The sequence below is a fragment of the Peribacillus sp. FSL E2-0159 genome (assembly GCF_038643155.1).
GTDB lineage: Bacteria > Bacillota > Bacilli > Bacillales > DSM-1321 > Peribacillus > Peribacillus simplex.
The window spans coordinates 3,438,470-3,456,504 of the sequence record NZ_CP152053.1 but is presented as its reverse complement, the minus strand read 5'-3'; the positions used below and the strand labels follow the sequence as shown (position 1 = coordinate 3,456,504).

Below are 18,035 nucleotides of genomic sequence, written 5' to 3'. Positions count from 1 at the left end.
TCTATGAAAATTACAGACTTGTTAAAATTGGATACAATCATAATCAATCTGCAAAGTGCTACAAAGCAAGCGGTCATTGATGAACTATCAGGGAAGTTAGCCGAGGCAGACAGGTTAAACGATTTGGAGGGTTTCAAAGCTGCCATCTTAAAACGTGAAGAGCAAAGCACAACAGGGATTGGTGAAGGGATAGCCATACCACACGCAAAAACAAATGCAGTAAGGATACCTGCCATCTGTTTCGGCAAATCGGTCAGTGGTGTGGATTATGAATCGCTTGATGGGCAGCCAGCTCATTTGTTCTTTATGATTGCAGCAAGTGAAGGAGCGAATGCAGATCACTTGGAAACCCTTTCCCGGCTTTCTTCATTACTGATGGATGATAAATTCAGAGCCCGATTGATTTCTGCTTCTTCTGGTGAGGAAGTGTTAGAGATAATCAATCAAAAAGAAATGGAAGCCGATGAAGAAGTAGGAGAAGAGGAGCAAGCAAGTAACTCTTCCAGTGCCAGTGGTAACAGTAAAGGTAAAATCCTTGCCGTTACAGCCTGCCCAACAGGAATAGCCCATACTTATATGGCTGCTGATGCGTTAAAGGCCAAAGCGAAGGAAATGGGTATCGATTTCAAAGTGGAAACAAATGGTTCCACAGGAATCAAAAATGGTTTAACCGCCACAGAAATTGATGAGGCAGATGCGATTATCGTTGCAGCTGATAAACAGGTGGAAATGGATCGTTTTAATGGAAAACATGTCATTATTGTCCCTGTTGCCCATGGGATCCGGAAGACCGAGGAGCTGTTAACAAGAGCCTTGAATCAGGATGCCCCTGTTTACAAAGGAACAGGAAATGATAAAAGTGATGAAGGTGATTCAGCAAAAGGAGGATTGGGGATTTACAAGCACTTAATGAATGGCGTAAGTAATATGCTTCCATTTGTCGTCGGGGGCGGTATCTTGATTGCGCTTTCTTTCTTTTTTGGAATCGAGGCAGCCGATCCGGCAAATCCTGATTATAATCCCATTGCCAAAGCATTAAGTGATATTGGCGGGGGAAATGGTGCCTTCTTCTTGCTAGTCCCTGTACTCGCAGGATTCATTGCTTCAAGTATAGCCGACCGTCCAGGTTTTGCTCCTGGTATGGTAGGGGGATTATTGGCAGCACAGGCTAATGCCGGTTTTCTTGGCGGACTGATCGCCGGTTTCCTTGCAGGTTATGTCGTCTTACTTTTAAGAAAATTATTTTCCAGGTTACCGCAAACACTCGATGGCATTAAACCGGTTTTACTCTATCCTGTATTCGGGATGTTAATTACAGGGTTTATCATGATATTTCTCGTAAATGAACCAGTAACAGCAATTAACACGGGCCTGACCAATTGGCTGCAGGGCTTATCCGGTACGAATGCAATATTCCTTGGCTTGATTCTTGGGGGTATGATGGCCGTGGATATGGGCGGCCCCTTAAATAAAGCAGCCTTCACTTTTGGGCTTGCTGCCATTGAGGCATCAAGTTTCGGACCGCATGCTGCAGTAATGGCTGGTGGAATGGTTCCCCCACTAGGTATCGCATTTGCAACTACATTCTTTAAAAGTAAATTCAGTGAAATGGAAAGGAAATCCGGATTCACTAATTACTTCATGGGAGCTTCGTTCATTACAGAGGGAGCCATTCCTTTTGCGGCGGCGGATCCATTGCGCGTTATCGTCAGCAGTGTTGTTGGGGCAGCGACGGCAGGAGCCCTGTCAATGGCGTTTAGTGTAACTTTGCCAGCGCCACATGGGGGAATATTTGTCATCCCCCTAGTCAATCATCCTTTCCGCTATTTGCTGGCGATTTTAATAGGAGCCCTCATTACCGCTTTAATATTGGGGTTCTGGAAAAAGAAACAGAAATAAAAAAACTGAATGCGGTTTCCATTACTTGGATCCGTATTCAGTTTGTAGACAAAAAGGTTTCGGAATGGTCTCATTCCGAAACCTTTTTTGATTTTATTGGATTTGTAGTAGTTATAAATAGAGGCTCTAAGATATGACTATCATGCGTATTTCCGAGCGTTACTATCGTCCTCAATACAAATCCATTGTGGTCTGCTGCCGCCGCATGAAACAAATAGGCAAACTGTTTTGTTCGTTCATCTTTCACATAGTAGCCACTCTCAGGATCAGTGGAATTTCTTTAATCTCCTTGTTTTCTTACTTGATAAATTTATCTGGAGGAAAAGGCTTATTTCCACGTTCTTGATTTATTACTTCTTAAAGGCGTTACCAATTAACGAAACTTACAGTCATTAAGAACGTACAATATAGTAATGTTGACCTAAAAAAACAGGGAGGAAGAAAGTATGAACTTGACCGCAAAACAACGAACCTTGTTGCTATCATTAACCACTGAATGGCAGACACCGATTCAAATTGCTGGTCGTCTTCCGAAAGAATGGGGAAATCTATCCTGTGTAAATCAGTCGCTTAAAGGTTTAATGCGTGAAGGATTGGTGCAAGCTAATCCAGTTATGTTCGGACTGTTTCGATTAACCACTGATGGCACGACCATAATGGAGTTAGAATTGGGTGAGAACTAATGAAATATAGGCAACGTACACAAGGGGATAAAATTCATTTATTTGATTAGATGTTTTTTCAATTACAATAAAAATTAACATAGCCTAAAAAAAAGACTATAGGTAAAAGGAGTTCTATCTAACGGTTAAAACAAAGTTGATTAGAACGGAAGGTACGAGACTCTTGCGGAAAGCTAGTGCCTGAAGAGGGAATCAAGGGTCAAATTTTATGAACCAAAAAAACTGTAGACAAACTCAATTATTATCGAGTGAGTTTGTCTACAGTCTGAAGCGTGTCCAATTACATCGGATCCGCTTTTCTTATATCCAATCCAAAACTTCAATCCAGTTGCAGAAAGGGTGGATACATTAAAGCGGTTCGCTTTAGGAAACGTTGCGTCTATTTAAAAGATAAATGATTATTTATAAAATGTGGTTTGAAGCCAAAAAGATTTTCAACTTCAAGCGCTGGATTGGCTTTTTCGCGCAGAGATGAATGTTTCCTCAATTGATCGATCCGGATTCAAACTATACTCCCCATAGATTTTAAGGCAGCCGGTTTCTATTTTAACATTAGAATCTCAGTGAAAAACTTCTTCAATGGGTCCATGTTATTTTTAGGAGAGGCTAATTAGAAATGGTCGATTGACTTAAAAATGAAGTTCACCTTGCCACTCCTCCTAGCTCCTTATATATCCAATTTTGAAATAAAAAGATCAATAAGAATAGGTAATTTTTTAATAAGCTATCGATAAGATCTTCTTATATTTTTAATCTTGAATCGTTTATGAAAGCATGAATGTAATGTTTATGGGTAAAGGAGTATTAAAATGAACAAAAGGAGTGAACGTACATGCTGAAGAAAAACACCTTAAAAACGACGAAAAGGGATGAGATGATTGATGTTACGCCAGAAGTACAGGCATTCATCAAAGAAAATGGGATTCAAGAGGGGATAGCTCTAATATATTGTCCACATACGACAGGAGGGATCACGATTAATGAAAATGCTGATCCCGATGTCAAAAAGGATATGCTAAGAAGACTGGATGAGCAATACCCATGGAATCATACATTGGATTTACATATGGAAGGAAACACAGCAGCCCATTTGAAATCAAGTACGGTTGGTTCTTCACAACAAGTGATCATCCATAAAGGGAGCTTAATCCTTGGTACTTGGCAGGGTGTATATTTTTGTGAATTCGATGGTCCCAGAGAAAGGCAATATTTTATTAAATTATGTGTCGACCGGTAAAATGGAAGGTTCAAGCAAGGATGAAGTGGGAGGAAGCGGATTGGAAGATGTTTGGATTGAAGGAAGCAAAGTAATATTGAGGAATGTTAAACAAGCCGATTTAAAACGTTTATGGAGCCTGAAATATGGAGAAGCCGATCCAGAATGGAAAAAGTGGGATGCACCTTATCATCCTCTTGAACTCATTGATTTCCATACGTATATCGATAAAGAAACGAAGCATAGAACCTATGATGAAAAAATGGAGGTTTACTCTGAGCTATTAATGGAAAAAAACGATCAAATAATAGGCTCTGTTGTATATTACTGGGAACATGAATCTTCACGTTGGCTTGAAATCGGAATTACGATTTTTGAGCCCAAGTATTGGAATGGCGGTTATGGAACAGAAGCGTTAATGTTGTTCATAGGCTATTTATTCGAAAAAATGGAGATTGAGCGAGTTGGGCTGACGACCTGGTCAGGTAATGAACGTATGATGGCAGTTGGGGAAAAGCTAGGCATGCAAGTAGAGGGAAGAATGAGAAAATGCCGTTATTATGAGGGGCATTATTATGATTCAATCAGAATGGGAATGCTACGGGAAGAATGGGAAACATTAAAAATTCGAGGTTAATTGCCAAGTGAAAATTTTTCCTTTATTTCCTTGGAAAAAATTTAGCACTGTTTTCTCCTATATGGTCTGTTATCCTAGGAAGATGCTTAACGAGGAGGTTACAAGATGAAATTATCAGTATTAATAACCGTGATAATGACTCTAAGTGTCATCGTACTTGGGATAGCTTTTCCTAAGGGAACGACCAGTATAGCTTCTGATGGAGCAACCAAACATGTCATTAAACAAGGTGAATCGATTTGGGATATTGCGAAGCAGTACGGTGTCCCGATCAAAAAGTTAAAAGAAGTCAATAATAATATAAATAATGTTGCCGAACCTGGTAAAACATTGATTATTCCACATGGAATGAATGAAAAAGATAAAGAATTATTAGCAAGGCTTGTGCATGCAGAAGCCAAAGGGGAGCCCTACAGAGGAAAGGTCGAGGTTGCAGGAGTAGTTTTGAATCGCCTTGATAGCGATGAATTCCCTGATACGGTGCGGGAAGTCATCTATCAAAAAAACCAATTCTCTCCCGTTGGTGATGGCAGTATTAACAAAGCAGCTGGAGAAGATGCCAAGAGAGCTGTCAATGAAGCATTGGCGATTCATGGCTACACAAATGATGCCTTATATTTTTGGAATCCTAGTATTTCGGACAGCGAATGGATGAAACAATTAGAGGTCATAAAAATCATCGGCGGCCACCATTTTGCCATATAAACTATATCACAAGAACCGGCTTACCAAATGGGAGGCCGGTTTTTTTACTTATGAATCCTTCCGTTAATCGATATCGGCCCACATCTCGAGGGGGTTCAGTTCATAAATGCTGTTTTCACGGTACATGATGCTTCCGATAATGAGTTCACGCCTTATCGTTGCATAATCATCATGGAATGACTTGATGAATTCATTCAGTTCTTTTTCTGGATATTTACGTCCCTTTTCCAAAAGGCTGGCAATATGATGAAGAACGATCATTTTCTTTTTTCTCTGTGCTGGTATGGTTTTTAAACGACCATCAGGTGTAAAGAAGTTTTCAAGGATCTTTTTATGCTCTAAAATCAGCTTTTGATTATCCATTTTATTGGAGCCCCCCTTAGTTGAAACCATTTTAGGTAATGCTGAAGAATAATGCTGCAGGACATCTTCATTCAAAAAATAATATACAGTATTTTTTTCTCTCCGATCCTTCACTAAATTTATGTCCTTCAATTTAGTTAAATGGTGTGAAATGGTCGGGGCCGTCAATTTTAATATACCCGCAAGTGCCTGTCCGTGTTTTGGACCGTTTGCCAGGATGGATATAATCCTAATCCTGGTCACATCACCAATCGTTTTGTGGAAAGCGACCAATTTTTCTAATTGCACTTTTTACCCTCCCTAATTAGATTATTATCTAATTAGATAATAATCTAATTAGGGGATGATAATCAAGTTAATATTCACTTTTCTATATTGCTTGGCAGATCTGATGTATAATTTAGGTGAATACTAAAAAATTTTCCGCAATTAAGGAGCTGTAACATGGCTAATACACATGTTTATACAAAAAAAGAAGAAGTGGTCAATGCGATAACCCACGGTGTAGGCGTTTTGTTGAGTATTGCCGCACTTGTGTTTTTAATCATATTCTCAGCCCAAACAGGATCGCCTTGGCATATAGTCATTTCAGTCATTTATGGTGTTTCCATGCTTCTTTTATACGTCTCTTCCACTTTAGTGCATAGTTTTCCAGAGGGAAAAACAAAGGATATATTTGAAATCTTTGATCATTCAGCCATATATATATTCATTGCAGGAACATATACGCCCATCATGCTTCTTGTGATCCAAGGGTCACTAGGCTGGACACTGCTAGGTATAATTTGGGGAGTTGCTATCATTGGCGTCGTCTTCAAAGCTTTCTATGTAAAAAAATTCCTCTTCCTATCGACGATTCTCTATATTGCAATGGGGTGGATGATCGTTATCGTTTGGGGACCACTTACAGAAACGGTGCCTTCAGCTGGTATCCAGTTACTGATTGCAGGGGGATTGCTTTATACATTTGGAGCCATCTTTTATGTTTGGCGGGGTTTTCCGTTCCATCACGCGGTTTGGCATGTATTCGTGCTTGGGGGATCTGTCACACACTTTTTTGCGGTATTGTTTTATATCCTTCCACTATGATCACTTGGTCGATTTGATGTATCTGAGAGAGGTTCTTTTGGTTTTAAATGACTCCTATTAGGAAATAAATAAGGTATACAGACTAAAGGAGGAAAAAACTAATGAGAAGATCAATCAAAATATTATCAGTGCCGTTTGCCGCTATACTTGTTTTGGTTGGATGCGGCGAAGAAAACGATGAAGTGAAAAACCCGCCGGTTCAGGAAAATGAAAATCAAGCGGAAAATAATCCTGAAACAGGAACGGATAATAATGAAAAACTGCCTTTCACTTATAAGGATTTTCAATTAGAAGTGGATTATACAGGCAATGATAACGAATACGAAGCTGAATATGATACAATGGGAGCTCAAACAGAAGCTTCGATCGAGGACAAACCTAACAAACATGAAGTTCACGGTGATGAAGCAATGAAAGAATTGACCCCAATCCTAGAAAAATTGACTTTCACCAAAGATTCAACAGAGGAGGAAGTCATTCAAGAAGTGACAAAAGCTTTTGATTTGAAGGAAGACTATCAAGAATTTGATTTAGAGGTCGTTTTCGATGATGGCACGAAAAAAGAATATAAAGTGAATAATAAGTAACTAAATCCGTTTACAATATTCTTCCTTAAGTATTAAAATGGTAGCATGTTAATGTGTGTCCTCAATAGTTGTCAAATTACTGTTCCTATAGTAAAATGATTACGGTTAGCAAAGGGGATAATATACATTTGCTATTCATATTCGGACTTATGGGGATAGGACCGCAATAAATACTTGCAAAAAAGATTCTTTTTTAAGAGTCTTTTTTTTGTGTAAGTGTTCGGGAACTTGTAATTATGAGGAAAAAGTAAATAGATGAAGAAGAGGGTACCACAAGCGGTACCCTCTTCTTCATTTACCTGTCATTGGGAAATTGGTGCATTTTTCTTTGGTAGCATATTAGCTGACGCTAACCTTGAACGGATTGTAATGCCAAGCCAAGATGCAAGGAATGCCTTTAAAATGCCTACGATTATAAATGGAGCAAAACCGCTGGCAAATGCCACTGGCCATGATAATGAACTCATATATTTTAACCAAACCGTACCGATGACCAAAGTAAGTATCATCCCGATTGTATTTGCAAGAAAAGCCATTGCAACTGAGAAACGCGTTTTTTCCAATATCAAACCCGTTATATATACTGTCGGGATATAGGATAATAAATAACCGCCAGTCGGACCGAATATCTTAGCTAGTCCTCCTGACATTTCAGCGAATACTGGTACTCCCGCTGCACCTATGAACAAGTATAATAAAACGGAAGAGGTTCCATAACGTGAACCCAGTATTGTAGCTGCCAATCCAACAGCTAAAGTCTGTCCTGTAATCGGTACTAAGGGCAGTGGAATTGTAATTTGGGCAAGTATTCCTATAAGTGCGGCAAATAAAGCTGTAACCATCATCATTCTTAACTTCTCATGACGTTCCTTCATCGTGCTTCCCCCTAATGTAAACCTAGTTGTGTAACGAGTTAACATATAAAGAATTTTAATATGTTAAGTAAACACTGTCAATGATATTATGAAATTTATTTCAATAATGGTCTTTTTAGATGACAATGTTTGTAAGTGAAACAAGGGTGAAATTCAAAACTTGGAAAATAAATGAAACTTTTTGAATATGTCATTCGTATTAATGGGAAGTAAAGTAAATGGAGGGGATTATAACCACGGATTATCAATGTTGATAAAACGCTTGTCCCAGGTCCTTAAGGTAGTGAGCGGCTTGGAAAAATTGAATTTAAAGGATGAAAAAGATGGAGTTATTTGGGGTTCCATTAGAAACAGTCTATTTATATGGATTAATTATATTCGGGGGGCTAACATTCTTATTTATTATGTTTAATGATATTTTTTCCGGCCTTGAATTACCGGATATATTTAATCCAACTCTCATTTTTAGCTTTTTGACCGTGTTTTTTGCGAGTGGGTTTTTGCTTGAATCGCTTTCAGGACTTAATGCTGGATTAAGTGTATGCATTTCCTTGCTCATTGCATTTACCATCGTCACTTTACTGAATGTATTTGTTTTGATTCCCATCTCATCTGCTGAAGAAAGTTTGACATTTCATGACAATGACCTGAGAGGGAGGGTCGGCAGGGTTCTGACATCAATCCCGGTTGACGGGTTTGGGGAAGTCCTGATTGAAAGCATCAGCGGAAGCATCGCGAAAACTGCGGCAAGTTATAAGAATGAAGGAATTGTTTCGGATACAAGGGTCTTGATCATCGAAGTTAAAAATGGTGTTGTCTATGTTATGCCACACCAGGATTAAAAAAAGGTAGGAGGTAGTGTATGTTTGATTTGATTTGGATTGTTGTCGCCATTGTTGCATTTTTACTTATCGCACTTATTGCTGTCTTTGTTACAAAATACCGCACGGCTGGTCCTGATGAGGCATTGATCGTGACCGGAAGCTACTTAGGAAGCAAGAATGTTCACATCGATGAATCAGGAAATAAAATTAAAATCGTCCGCGGCGGGGGGGCTTTCGTTCTCCCGGTGTTCCAGCAAGCGGAACCGCTAAGCTTGTTGTCAAGCAAGCTCGAGGTCTCAACTCCTGAAGTATACACAGAACAGGGAGTTCCTGTCATGGCTGATGGTGTATCGATAATCAAGATTGGCGGTTCAATCACCGATATCGCCACAGCTGCAGAGCAATTTCTTGGTAAGTCCAAAGATGATCGTGAACAGGAAGCACGGGAGGTTTTGGAGGGACATCTTCGTTCCATCCTTGGCTCGATGACAGTGGAGGAAATTTATAAAAACCGTGAAAAGTTTTCTCAGGAAGTACAGCGGGTAGCCTCGCAGGATTTAGCTAAATATAAATAGTTAAAATCAAATTACATCAAAAAGTACGGTAGGTTGTACATTTGCAAGGTATCATACTTCAATAAACAGTAAAGGGAAAAATGAAGTAATAAAATAATTAGTGATTTCATGGGGAAAAAGAATTTTAATAGTTAATTGTTTATGTGGGGATACAATGACTGGGTACGAGGTCAGCACATGGACAGAATGTTGTTCGAGGAACTTAATCCTAAGTTAAAGATACAGGTTGAAAAAAAAGCATGATAAATTTATACCAACTGGTAGGTACAAAAAAGTTGTTGATAGAAGGAAGGTTATAATAAATACACCAACAGAGATGGACGAACAGAAGAATTACTTCCGTTGACGCGTGAGGCAATCGACACATTATATTAATCGCGGAGCTTAAAAAATAATGAAGAACCCATTTTTTTCAAAATGGGTTCTTTTTAGTTACTTTCAAATAAAGAATCCCATAACATTTCTAATCAAACTTTATTTTAATTTAACATCTGCTTTACGTACATATGACTTGTATTAACGCGGTAACACTACAGAAATATACAGAAATAGATATTAATTAATGAATGTAGTAGCTATCCTTTAGATACTATGTAAATAACTCAGTAAGCTTGCCTGTCTACTTTCATAAATAAAATAGAAAATATACTGGGGTAGGTGATGATTAGATGATTTTGGAATATGTACTCTTTTATTATATGCTAGTGGTTGGCCTAGTGTAGAATATTCTACATTTGAGAGTAGACAAGACTGCCTAACACATTGTTCCTTGTTCAACTAAAGGGGCAGAATAGTTAAAGAAGAAGTTTATAGTAAGCTTAATTAAAAAAATTTGTTTGAAGGTGAGGAATTATATGAGCACAATCAAAAAGCATAAACCAAATAAGCTAAAAATGATTTTACGAGGATTAATAGTAATGATTGGGGGATTTATAGCCGCATATGGACTAGAAACCGTATTAATCCCAAACAATGTATCTGATGGGGGGGTGACGGGGCTTAGTATCATTGGTTCACAACTATTTGGATTACCATTAGGACTACTAATTGCCGTTATTAACCTTCCTTTTATCTGGTTAGGATATAAACAAATTGGTAAAGGTTGCGCGATTTATTCGATTATCGGAATAGCTTCACTAGCTGTTGGTACAAGCCTCATGCACCATACCCCAGCGATTATTGAAGGTGATACATTATTAGTTACCGTTGTAGGTGGTATTATCATCGGTTTTGGGATGGGATTAGCATTGCGGAATGGCGGAGCATTAGATGGAATTGATATGCTAGCCGTACTACTTTCTCGAAAATTACCTTTTGGGACAAGTGATTTCATCCTATTCTTAAACATGTTTGTATTTATTTTCGGTTCAACCGTATTCGGTCTACAAGGAGCAATTCTTTCTGCAATTGCTTACTTTATTGCTTCTAAAGTGATTCATATAGTGGAAGTAGGGTTAAGTGGCTCTAAAACCTTTAAAATTATCACAACTCAACCCGAATTAATGGTCGAGACCATTCGTGATTGTTTAGGTCGAAGTGCAACATACAATGAAGTTTATGGCAGTTATTCCAATAAAAAATTTAAGGAAATCACATGTGTCATTAACCGTTTAGAAGAAAGCAAAATCAAAGAAATTATTAATGAGATTGATGAAACTGCTTTTGTTACAGTATATGACGTAGCAGAAGTTAAGGGTGGTAATTTCAGAAAACATGATATTCATTAGATAGAAACCTGTAATTTAAAATAAAGTTACATAAAAGACACCTTTTAGTTTTGCTAAAAGGTGATTTTAAAGCTTGTATTCATGGGGTAACACTAAACAAATGAATACTGATAAGAGTACGAAGTTGTTATTCTTTAAATACTATATAGCTACTTCAGGATCTGACTCTGGTTGGATGAATTTATGAGGCAATATTGGGTTCTCCTTTATGGGTGGCTTGCACAACAAATTGGAGGGGAAGGCGTGTTATTGGTTAGTATTATTCCAATTATCATGGCTATAGTTTTATTCGCTCACTTATGTAATTTAACTGGAATACCACACGCCAATAGGCATTCCATAAGTGATTAGACGTTTGAATAGAAATATTTATCAGTTCTTATGAAACATTTTAGTATTCACTTAACATAATTAAAGTTCTTGGAATAGCATTTTAAAATCAAAGTCTATAGAATAACTCTCCATTTGTAGTTATTTATGACTTTATACATGCAGAGAAATGCTTTCTAACGCAATTAACTTTTATTTTACGAATAATAGCTCATTAATTGCAGATTTCAGCGCCTTAGAAACACGTATAAAAAAGACCTACAAATGAGAGGTTGGTCTATTTTATTCTTTATTGGGGTAGAGTCACATGCCCATCAAGCTAAGTTTAAACAATACCTTCAAAAATGAAAAAACGCTATGCTTATCGTAAGAAGTTTACGAGAAAGGATGGTGTTTTTTTATGAATCCTATCGTCTCCAGTGAACTGACACTTTTTGCGAAAGAATTACAACGCTTTCTATCTCCATTAGTCCTACAAGAAACGGCCAAACAGATGGGCTTTGTACAGCGATCTAGTAAGTATCAAGCAGCTGAACTCATCGCCCTTTGCGTTTGGCTCAGCCAAGAAGTCGCTAGTACATCACTTACACAATTATGTAGTCGTTTAGAGGCTTCGACGGGTGTACTAATGAGCCCAGAAGGGTTGAATCAACGCTTTAATCCAGCAGCTGTCACATTCCTCCGAGAAGTCTTTACTTCGCTGTTAACACAAAAACTCTGTTTAAATCAATCACTTTCTTCAGACATGATTTCTACTTTCAAACGTATTCGGATTTTAGATGCGACTGTATTTCAGCTACCTGATTCCTTTGCTACAAATTATCAAGGCTCTGGAGGGAGTAGTAATACTGCAGGGGTGAAAATCCAATTGGAATACGATTTATTAAGTGGCCAATTTTTAAACGTACAACTAGGACCAGGAAAGAACAATGATAAAACATACGGTACAATTTGCCTTGAAACTGTTGAGAAAGGCGATTTATGCTTACGTGATCTTGGTTACTTTGATTTAGGAGACTTACAAGCCATTCATGATAAAGATGCTTACTATATCTCGAGATTAAAGCTTAATACACGTATTTATATCAAGAACCCTGAGCCAGAATTCTTCAACAATGGCACGATAAAAAAGCAAACAGAATACATCAAGCTTGATATGGCACAAATAATGTCCGGTCTAACCCCTGGTGAAACGATGGAAATCCCCGAGGCATACATTGGCCAAAATCAGAAGCTTCCAGCACGTGTTATTATCCATCGTTTAACCGATGATCAAACGCAAACACGCCTTATAAACCAAGCAATACGAGAAAAGAAGAAAGGCATTGTCATGAAGGAGAAAAGTAAGCACTTGATGGGGATGAATGTCTATATCACGAATTCATCGCCAGAAGAAGTTCCCACTGATTATGTCCATTCCCTCTATTCCCTGCGTTGGCAGATTGAGATTTTATTTAAAACATGGAAGTCATTCTTTGAAATCGATGAATGCAAAACAATCAAAAAAGAACGCCTAGAGTGCCATTTATACGGCCAACTTATTGGCATTCTCCTCTGTTCTTCTACCATGTTTCAAATGCGACAGCTTTTGCTTGAAAAGAAAAATCAGGAGTTGAGTGAATACAAAGCGATTTATATGATTAAAGATTACTTTCCGTTATTGTTTCAAGCAATAGCAATTGGTTCAGAACAGCTTTTGAAAATTCTTCATCGCCTTTTTCAGCTACTCAAAAAGAACGGTCGAAAATGCCATAGGTATAAGAAGATGACTGTCTTTGATATTCTAGGGGTTGTGTATCAAACGACGGTGAAGGATAGACAAGCTGCCTAGCAAAAAATATCGCTTTTTTAAAGGTTTCTTTGACATGCCTAATTTCCCAGTACTGGGTAGTTTTGAATCAATATTATTTGGCTCTATTAATTTATGTTGTTAGCTTGATGGGCATGGGGTAGAGTCAGGAAAATGCTGATTTACAACGCTAAGGAAGTTTTCTCCCAATAAAAAAAGTGGATTCCCAGTTTCAAGGAATCCACTTTTTTATTTTCTTATTTTACTAAAGCACCCGATAGCCATCCTTGCAGCGCAAAACCGGCGCTGCACCCAGAGGATGAAAATGGGTTTCCGGGTCAATAATGTTTAATGGCTTGCAAAGAAGGTCTTTGATCTATGGTGTCTTAGAGCCCATCTGTTAGTCTGATCCAACAACCACGGTGTACCACCGACTGTCGCGCCCCTATAAGGGGTAGTTCTCTGGGAGTTTAATCCTTTTTTCGTCGTTGCGCCAGTCGTTTCTATACTTTGATTACCTGCCGACTCAATAATGACCATTCCGAAGGCTCATCCTTTTTTAAAAAGCGTTTGTACTGGGTCTTTTTTGTTGTGGTTTTTTCTGGATTTTGAGCTTTTTTAATTTTCATGGGAGTTGGACATCGATATAATTTATTTAAAGTTCACGTTAATTCTCCCAGTGTTTCTTTGAATTGCTTCTACAAATTAAGATAAATCTAATTAAATTTTCTTTAATTATTTGAATAGCTACAAAGTTCAATCAAAGTTCCATCAGTTGATACGGGATTAACATAAATGAGCCTTCTCCCGCGTGGGTTTGTACGTAGTGTGTCCTCTAGAAAACGAACTCCATTTTTACTTGCCTCGAGTATTGCTTTGTCCAAATCGTCAACTCGATATGCAATATGATGCACTCCTTTTCCTCGTTGCTTTATAAACCGAGCCATTGGAGAGTTCTTGTTGGTTGGTGCCAATAATTCAATTACTTTATCATTAGTTCTGACAACAACAACGTGTACTTCAACACCAGGTGTATCACTTGTATAACGGTCCTCTAATACTCCATTTAATACATTAAGATAAAAGGGAAGAGCATCATCAATACTTCTAACAGCAATTCCAACGTGATCTAAAACATATTCAAATTCAGTTCCTACCAATTTAGTTCCTCCTTTCAGCTTTATTATTTTTAATAAAGGCTAAGTCTATTTAAAATAATTTTATGGATTCTACATTATTGTTGATGTAATTAGTCAACAATATAACTTACCTTAACAGTAAATGGAAGTAACAGAACGAATTAATTTTATGACCAGCTCCCTGTACCTATCAGTTGGTACAGGGAGGTTAGATATTATGTTCTCTCTTAATTTAACTATAAATGTTTCTAATTAGGAAGGTAAATTTCTCTTTAAAAGTCTATATTCTTTAGATAGAGATAAAGCGGTTATTTTTACTTGACTAATAAGAACATGAATACTATAATTCAATTAATCAATTGAATACTTAATGAGTTTAACTTAATCATAAAGCAGTACGGTACAGGAATGAAAGTAGATGCTATTGCCATTGGGTTGGATTTAACACTTAGAGATGTTCAAGCACAGGTAAAACAAAAACAGCATTCTGGGATTTTGGATAAAGGATTTTAAAATTCAGCTGTTCTAAATGATTTTTTTTCCGTTTCAAGGTGTGAAGCACTATATAACAAAAAAGAGGGGTAAAAAAGGAATGATAACATCACAAGAAGTCCGAAAAGATGATCTACAAGTGGCTAAAGAATTTGTAAGCCAAGTGTACGCACAAGTAAAAGAGCGTAATCCTCATGAAAGTGAATTCCATCAAGCAGTGAAGGAAATTTTCCTTTCATTAGTTCCAGTATTTGCAAAACATCCAGCCTATATGAAAAATGGGATATTAGAAAGACTCGTGGAACCGGAAAGAATGATTACCTTCCGTGTTCCTTGGGTTGATGACCTTGGGAATGTACACGTGAACCGTGGTTTCCGCGTGCAGTTCAACAGCGCAATTGGACCATACAAAGGAGGTCTACGCTTCCACCCGACAGTTAATGCCAGCATCATCAAGTTCCTTGGTTTCGAGCAAATCTTTAAAAACTCTCTTACAGGACAACCAATCGGCGGCGGGAAAGGCGGATCTGACTTCGATCCAAAAGGAAAATCAGACGCTGAAATCATGCGTTTTTGCCAAAGCTTTATGTCAGAACTAGCTCGGTATATCGGACCGGACACGGACGTACCGGCTGGAGATATCGGAGTTGGAGCAAGAGAAATAGGATATCTATTCGGTCAGTATAAAAAGATGCAAGGAAGCTATCACGCAGGTGTTTTAACTGGTAAAGGCATAAGTTATGGCGGAAGCTTAGCCCGTACAGAGGCAACTGGATATGGAACGGTTTACTTCGTCGAAGAAATGCTAAAAGATAATGATTTACAGTTTCACGGAAGCACTGTTGTTGTTTCAGGATCTGGTAATGTAGCTATTTATGCAATAGAAAAAGCAACACAGCTGGGTGCTAAAGTAGTTGCTTGTAGTGACTCCAATGGTTACATTTACGATAAAAATGGCTTAAACCTAGATACAGTTAAACGCTTAAAAGAAGTAGAAAGAAAACGTCTGAGTGAGTATGTAGATGCTCATCCAGAAGCTGAATACAATGAAGGAAGTTACGGTATCTGGTCTGTTTCTTGCGACATCGCCATTCCGTGTGCAACACAAAATGAGATTGATGAAGAAGCAGCAAAATTGCTAGTTAAAAACAACGTGAAGGCAGTAGGTGAAGGTGCCAACATGCCTTCTACCCTTGAGGCTATTGACATATTCCTTAATAATGGCATCTTATTCGGACCCGCTAAAGCTGCAAATGCGGGTGGCGTTGCCGTTTCTGCACTTGAAATGGCCCAAAACAGTGCTAGAGTGCCTTGGACATTTGAGGATGTCGATGCCAAACTTCAAGGTATCATGAAAAACATTTATAAAAACAGTGTAGAAGCATCAGAAACATACGGCGAGCCTGGCAATTTAGTTGTCGGAGCAAACATTGCTGGCTTCCTTAAAGTAGCAGATGCTATGCTGATTCAAGGTATACTCTAAAAATATGATAATGTAATAGGCGGCCCCAATATAAACTGTACCCTTTGTAAAGGACAATTTTAAAAAAAGAGGCTAGGCTCCTTGAGGAGGATGCAAAAAGTGAATAGTGATTTTACAATAGCTGTGCATAGTTTGGTCTATTTAGCTTATCTACCAGATCATATGGCAAGCAGTGAGTCTATCGCAGAAAACGTTGGTACAAACTCGGCCAGGATTCGGAAAATGATGAGCTGCTTAAGAAATAAAAGATTTGTTAAGACTAAAGAAGGTGTTGGCGGAGGCTATATTCTGGACTGTAACCCTGAAGAGGTAAGTTTGGCAGATATTTATATAACGGTCTCACATGGAACCTTGAAACCAAAGTGGAGTACAGGTGATCCGGAGAAAAAATGTGTCATATCTTCCAATACCCAGGTAGTCATGGATCAAATATTTGATGAAGCTGAATTATATTTTGAAAAATATTTAGAAGATATAACTCTAAGCACTTTTTTGGAAAAAATTAAACAATGTCCGTGATATTGATTTAGTTTTTTTTTTACTTACTGTATTTTTTATTATTACAGTTAATATCTTATAATAGTAGATTGAACATAAAAGGGGGGTTATGAATGGCCGAAAATAATCATTTTAATAATGGGGATTGGGTACAGGGAAGATCAAGAGATGGAGAACTTATCCATGGTTTCATTGAAAGCGTAAGCGATAATCGAGAAATCGTTAAAGTGAATGTGGTGGAAAGTGACAATGAAAAAGCGGTCGGGAAATCGATTTGGATTCCGAGTAAATGGACTGAAAAACTGCCGGATCTAGAAATCAGTAACGAAAATCATCTTTTGGCTTTAATTGATTTGGCGTTACTTTCTAAAGATGAAACATGGTTAATGGAGGTATCCGGTAAATTGGAATCCATTAAAATCCATCCGAAAATAAATACCAGGAAATCAGGGTTCTTATCCCGGAAAATAGAATCGGGAAACTCGATTTAAATAGATGATAAGTCAAATACCATAAATATTTCGGATAATACAAGGAGGACATGATCATGGCAATAGAACATGTAACAGATGATAATTTTGCTAGTGAAATCAAGGAAGGTTTAGTACTGGTTGATTTTTGGGCACCGTGGTGCGGTCCATGTAAAATGATTGCCCCAGTGCTTAATGAAATTGATGTTGAAATGGGTGATCGAGTTAAGATCGTAAAACTTAATGTGGATGAAAATTCAGATACAGCAAGCGAATATGGAGTGATGGGAATTCCAGCCCTTATTCTCTTTAAGGATGGAGAAAAGGTAGATCAAGCTATTGGCTTCCAGCCAAAAGAAGCCATTGCGGCCTTAATTGCAAAACATGCATGATGTGTATTGTAATTAAGGACTTATACCTTTCAATTCCTGTAAAGGGTTGGTAACAAAATGGGGGATTACTAAATGAATTCTAAATTTACACCATTATTTGAATCATTCAATCTAGGAAAAGGGATAGAAGTGAAAAATAGCGCCTATGACAAATTTCTCTTCGAATCCTGACGGGGTTGTAACCGATGCCGAAGTTAACTATTATGAACGTCGGTCTGGCGGGGGAGGCATGGTTATAACGGCTTGCACCTACGCGGTAATG

At 38.0% G+C, this 18,035-nt stretch carries 17 protein-coding genes and 3 pseudogenes; 16 read left to right on the top strand and 4 right to left on the bottom strand.

All coding sequences use genetic code 11. The features are described from left to right. The first annotated feature begins 3 nt into the window (after positions 1–3). Positions 4–1,899, top strand: a complete 1,896-nt coding sequence (locus NYE63_RS16810; protein WP_342601970.1) for a fructose-specific PTS transporter subunit EIIC — start codon at positions 4–6, stop codon at positions 1,897–1,899. 118 nt (positions 1,900–2,017) lie between these two features. On the opposite strand, the pseudogene NYE63_RS16805 reads toward NYE63_RS16810, so the two are convergent. Continuing rightward, positions 2,018–2,244: pseudogene (locus tag NYE63_RS16805) on the bottom strand (IS5/IS1182 family transposase); the annotation flags it as partial. 101 nt (positions 2,245–2,345) lie between these two features. Here NYE63_RS16805 and NYE63_RS16800 point away from each other — a divergent pair. From NYE63_RS16800 to NYE63_RS16785, 4 genes are all read left to right on the top strand, one after another. Further along, complete coding sequence (locus tag NYE63_RS16800) at positions 2,346–2,582, top strand: hypothetical protein (RefSeq protein ID WP_342601969.1); 237 nt, start codon at positions 2,346–2,348, stop codon at positions 2,580–2,582. An 832-nt stretch (positions 2,583–3,414) separates the two neighbouring features. Beyond that, entirely contained in the window at positions 3,415–3,819 is a 405-nt protein-coding gene (locus NYE63_RS16795; protein WP_342601968.1) for a secondary thiamine-phosphate synthase enzyme YjbQ, read from the top strand. Between the two features lie 40 nt (positions 3,820–3,859). Then, positions 3,860–4,435, top strand: coding sequence for a GNAT family protein (locus NYE63_RS16790; protein WP_342605802.1), 576 nt, complete (start codon positions 3,860–3,862; stop codon positions 4,433–4,435). Positions 4,436–4,540: 105 nt separating this feature from the next. Then, on the top strand, positions 4,541–5,140 hold the full coding sequence (locus tag NYE63_RS16785) for a cell wall hydrolase (RefSeq protein WP_342601967.1): 600 nt from the start codon (positions 4,541–4,543) through the stop codon (positions 5,138–5,140). A 63-nt stretch (positions 5,141–5,203) separates the two neighbouring features. Here the strand turns inward: NYE63_RS16785 and NYE63_RS16780 are convergent, their stop codons facing one another. Beyond that, positions 5,204–5,791, bottom strand: a complete 588-nt coding sequence (locus NYE63_RS16780; protein WP_342601966.1) for a metalloregulator ArsR/SmtB family transcription factor — start codon at positions 5,789–5,791, stop codon at positions 5,204–5,206. 156 nt (positions 5,792–5,947) lie between these two features. Between NYE63_RS16780 and NYE63_RS16775 the strand changes: the two genes are divergently transcribed. Together NYE63_RS16775 and NYE63_RS16770 are read left to right on the top strand one after the other, a co-directional pair. Beyond that, positions 5,948–6,592, top strand: a complete 645-nt coding sequence (locus NYE63_RS16775) for a hemolysin III family protein (protein ID WP_342601965.1) — start codon at positions 5,948–5,950, stop codon at positions 6,590–6,592. Between the two features lie 101 nt (positions 6,593–6,693). Beyond that, positions 6,694–7,179, top strand: coding sequence for a YusW family protein (locus tag NYE63_RS16770; protein ID WP_342601964.1), 486 nt, complete (start codon positions 6,694–6,696; stop codon positions 7,177–7,179). A gap of 302 nt (positions 7,180–7,481) precedes the next feature. Here NYE63_RS16770 and NYE63_RS16765 read toward each other — a convergent pair whose 3' ends face one another. Further along, complete coding sequence (locus tag NYE63_RS16765) at positions 7,482–8,054, bottom strand: biotin transporter BioY (protein WP_342601963.1); 573 nt, start codon at positions 8,052–8,054, stop codon at positions 7,482–7,484. 323 nt (positions 8,055–8,377) lie between these two features. Between NYE63_RS16765 and NYE63_RS16760 the strand changes: the two genes are divergently transcribed. The 4 genes and pseudogenes from NYE63_RS16760 to NYE63_RS16745 all read left to right on the top strand — a co-directional run bounded on the left by NYE63_RS16760 (position 8,378) and on the right by NYE63_RS16745 (position 13,341). Then, positions 8,378–8,896, top strand: a complete 519-nt coding sequence (locus tag NYE63_RS16760; protein WP_342601962.1) for an NfeD family protein — start codon at positions 8,378–8,380, stop codon at positions 8,894–8,896. Positions 8,897–8,916: 20 nt separating this feature from the next. Further along, positions 8,917–9,450: pseudogene (locus NYE63_RS16755) on the top strand (SPFH domain-containing protein); the annotation flags it as partial. An 857-nt stretch (positions 9,451–10,307) separates the two neighbouring features. Further along, positions 10,308–11,180, top strand: coding sequence for a YitT family protein (locus tag NYE63_RS16750; protein ID WP_164854976.1), 873 nt, complete (start codon positions 10,308–10,310; stop codon positions 11,178–11,180). A gap of 730 nt (positions 11,181–11,910) precedes the next feature. After that, positions 11,911–13,341 (top strand): IS4 family transposase, encoded by a 1,431-nt coding sequence (locus NYE63_RS16745; RefSeq protein WP_342601961.1) that lies wholly within the window; start codon positions 11,911–11,913, stop codon positions 13,339–13,341. A gap of 689 nt (positions 13,342–14,030) precedes the next feature. Here NYE63_RS16745 and NYE63_RS16740 read toward each other — a convergent pair. Then, entirely contained in the window at positions 14,031–14,459 is a 429-nt protein-coding gene (locus tag NYE63_RS16740) for a VOC family protein (protein WP_342601960.1), read from the bottom strand. 571 nt (positions 14,460–15,030) lie between these two features. Between NYE63_RS16740 and gdhA the strand changes: the two genes are divergently transcribed. From gdhA to NYE63_RS16715, 5 genes and pseudogenes are all read left to right on the top strand, one after another. Further along, positions 15,031–16,413, top strand: coding sequence for an NADP-specific glutamate dehydrogenase (gene gdhA / locus NYE63_RS16735; protein ID WP_342601959.1), 1,383 nt, complete (start codon positions 15,031–15,033; stop codon positions 16,411–16,413). A 99-nt stretch (positions 16,414–16,512) separates the two neighbouring features. Beyond that, positions 16,513–16,932, top strand: a complete 420-nt coding sequence (locus NYE63_RS16730; RefSeq protein WP_342601958.1) for an Rrf2 family transcriptional regulator — start codon at positions 16,513–16,515, stop codon at positions 16,930–16,932. 92 nt (positions 16,933–17,024) lie between these two features. Then, entirely contained in the window at positions 17,025–17,402 is a 378-nt protein-coding gene (locus NYE63_RS16725; protein WP_342601957.1) for a hypothetical protein, read from the top strand. A 56-nt stretch (positions 17,403–17,458) separates the two neighbouring features. Then, on the top strand, positions 17,459–17,773 hold the full coding sequence (gene trxA, locus NYE63_RS16720; protein ID WP_342601956.1) for a thioredoxin: 315 nt from the start codon (positions 17,459–17,461) through the stop codon (positions 17,771–17,773). Positions 17,774–17,845: 72 nt separating this feature from the next. After that, a pseudogene (locus NYE63_RS16715) lies at positions 17,846–18,026 on the top strand (NADH-dependent flavin oxidoreductase); the annotation flags it as partial. Between the last annotated feature and the right edge of the window lie 9 nt (positions 18,027–18,035).

Excerpts from the sequence above, each read along its gene's own strand:
- NYE63_RS16770 (WP_342601964.1), top strand. The coding sequence starts at position 6,694 with ATGAGAAGATCAATCAAAATATTATCAGTGCCGTTTGCCGCTATACTT.
- NYE63_RS16775 (WP_342601965.1), top strand. The coding sequence starts at position 5,948 with ATGGCTAATACACATGTTTATACAAAAAAAGAAGAAGTGGTCAATGCG.
- NYE63_RS16800 (WP_342601969.1), top strand. The coding sequence starts at position 2,346 with ATGAACTTGACCGCAAAACAACGAACCTTGTTGCTATCATTAACCACT.
- NYE63_RS16745 (WP_342601961.1), top strand. The coding sequence starts at position 11,911 with ATGAATCCTATCGTCTCCAGTGAACTGACACTTTTTGCGAAAGAATTA.
- NYE63_RS16810 (WP_342601970.1), top strand. The coding sequence starts at position 4 with ATGAAAATTACAGACTTGTTAAAATTGGATACAATCATAATCAATCTG.
- NYE63_RS16725 (WP_342601957.1), top strand. The coding sequence starts at position 17,025 with ATGGCCGAAAATAATCATTTTAATAATGGGGATTGGGTACAGGGAAGA.
- NYE63_RS16785 (WP_342601967.1), top strand. The coding sequence starts at position 4,541 with ATGAAATTATCAGTATTAATAACCGTGATAATGACTCTAAGTGTCATC.
- NYE63_RS16795 (WP_342601968.1), top strand. The coding sequence starts at position 3,415 with ATGCTGAAGAAAAACACCTTAAAAACGACGAAAAGGGATGAGATGATT.
- NYE63_RS16760 (WP_342601962.1), top strand. The coding sequence starts at position 8,378 with ATGGAGTTATTTGGGGTTCCATTAGAAACAGTCTATTTATATGGATTA.
- NYE63_RS16765 (WP_342601963.1), bottom strand. The coding sequence starts at position 8,054 with ATGAAGGAACGTCATGAGAAGTTAAGAATGATGATGGTTACAGCTTTA.
- NYE63_RS16750 (WP_164854976.1), top strand. The coding sequence starts at position 10,308 with ATGAGCACAATCAAAAAGCATAAACCAAATAAGCTAAAAATGATTTTA.
- trxA (WP_342601956.1), top strand. The coding sequence starts at position 17,459 with ATGGCAATAGAACATGTAACAGATGATAATTTTGCTAGTGAAATCAAG.
- gdhA (WP_342601959.1), top strand. The coding sequence starts at position 15,031 with ATGATAACATCACAAGAAGTCCGAAAAGATGATCTACAAGTGGCTAAA.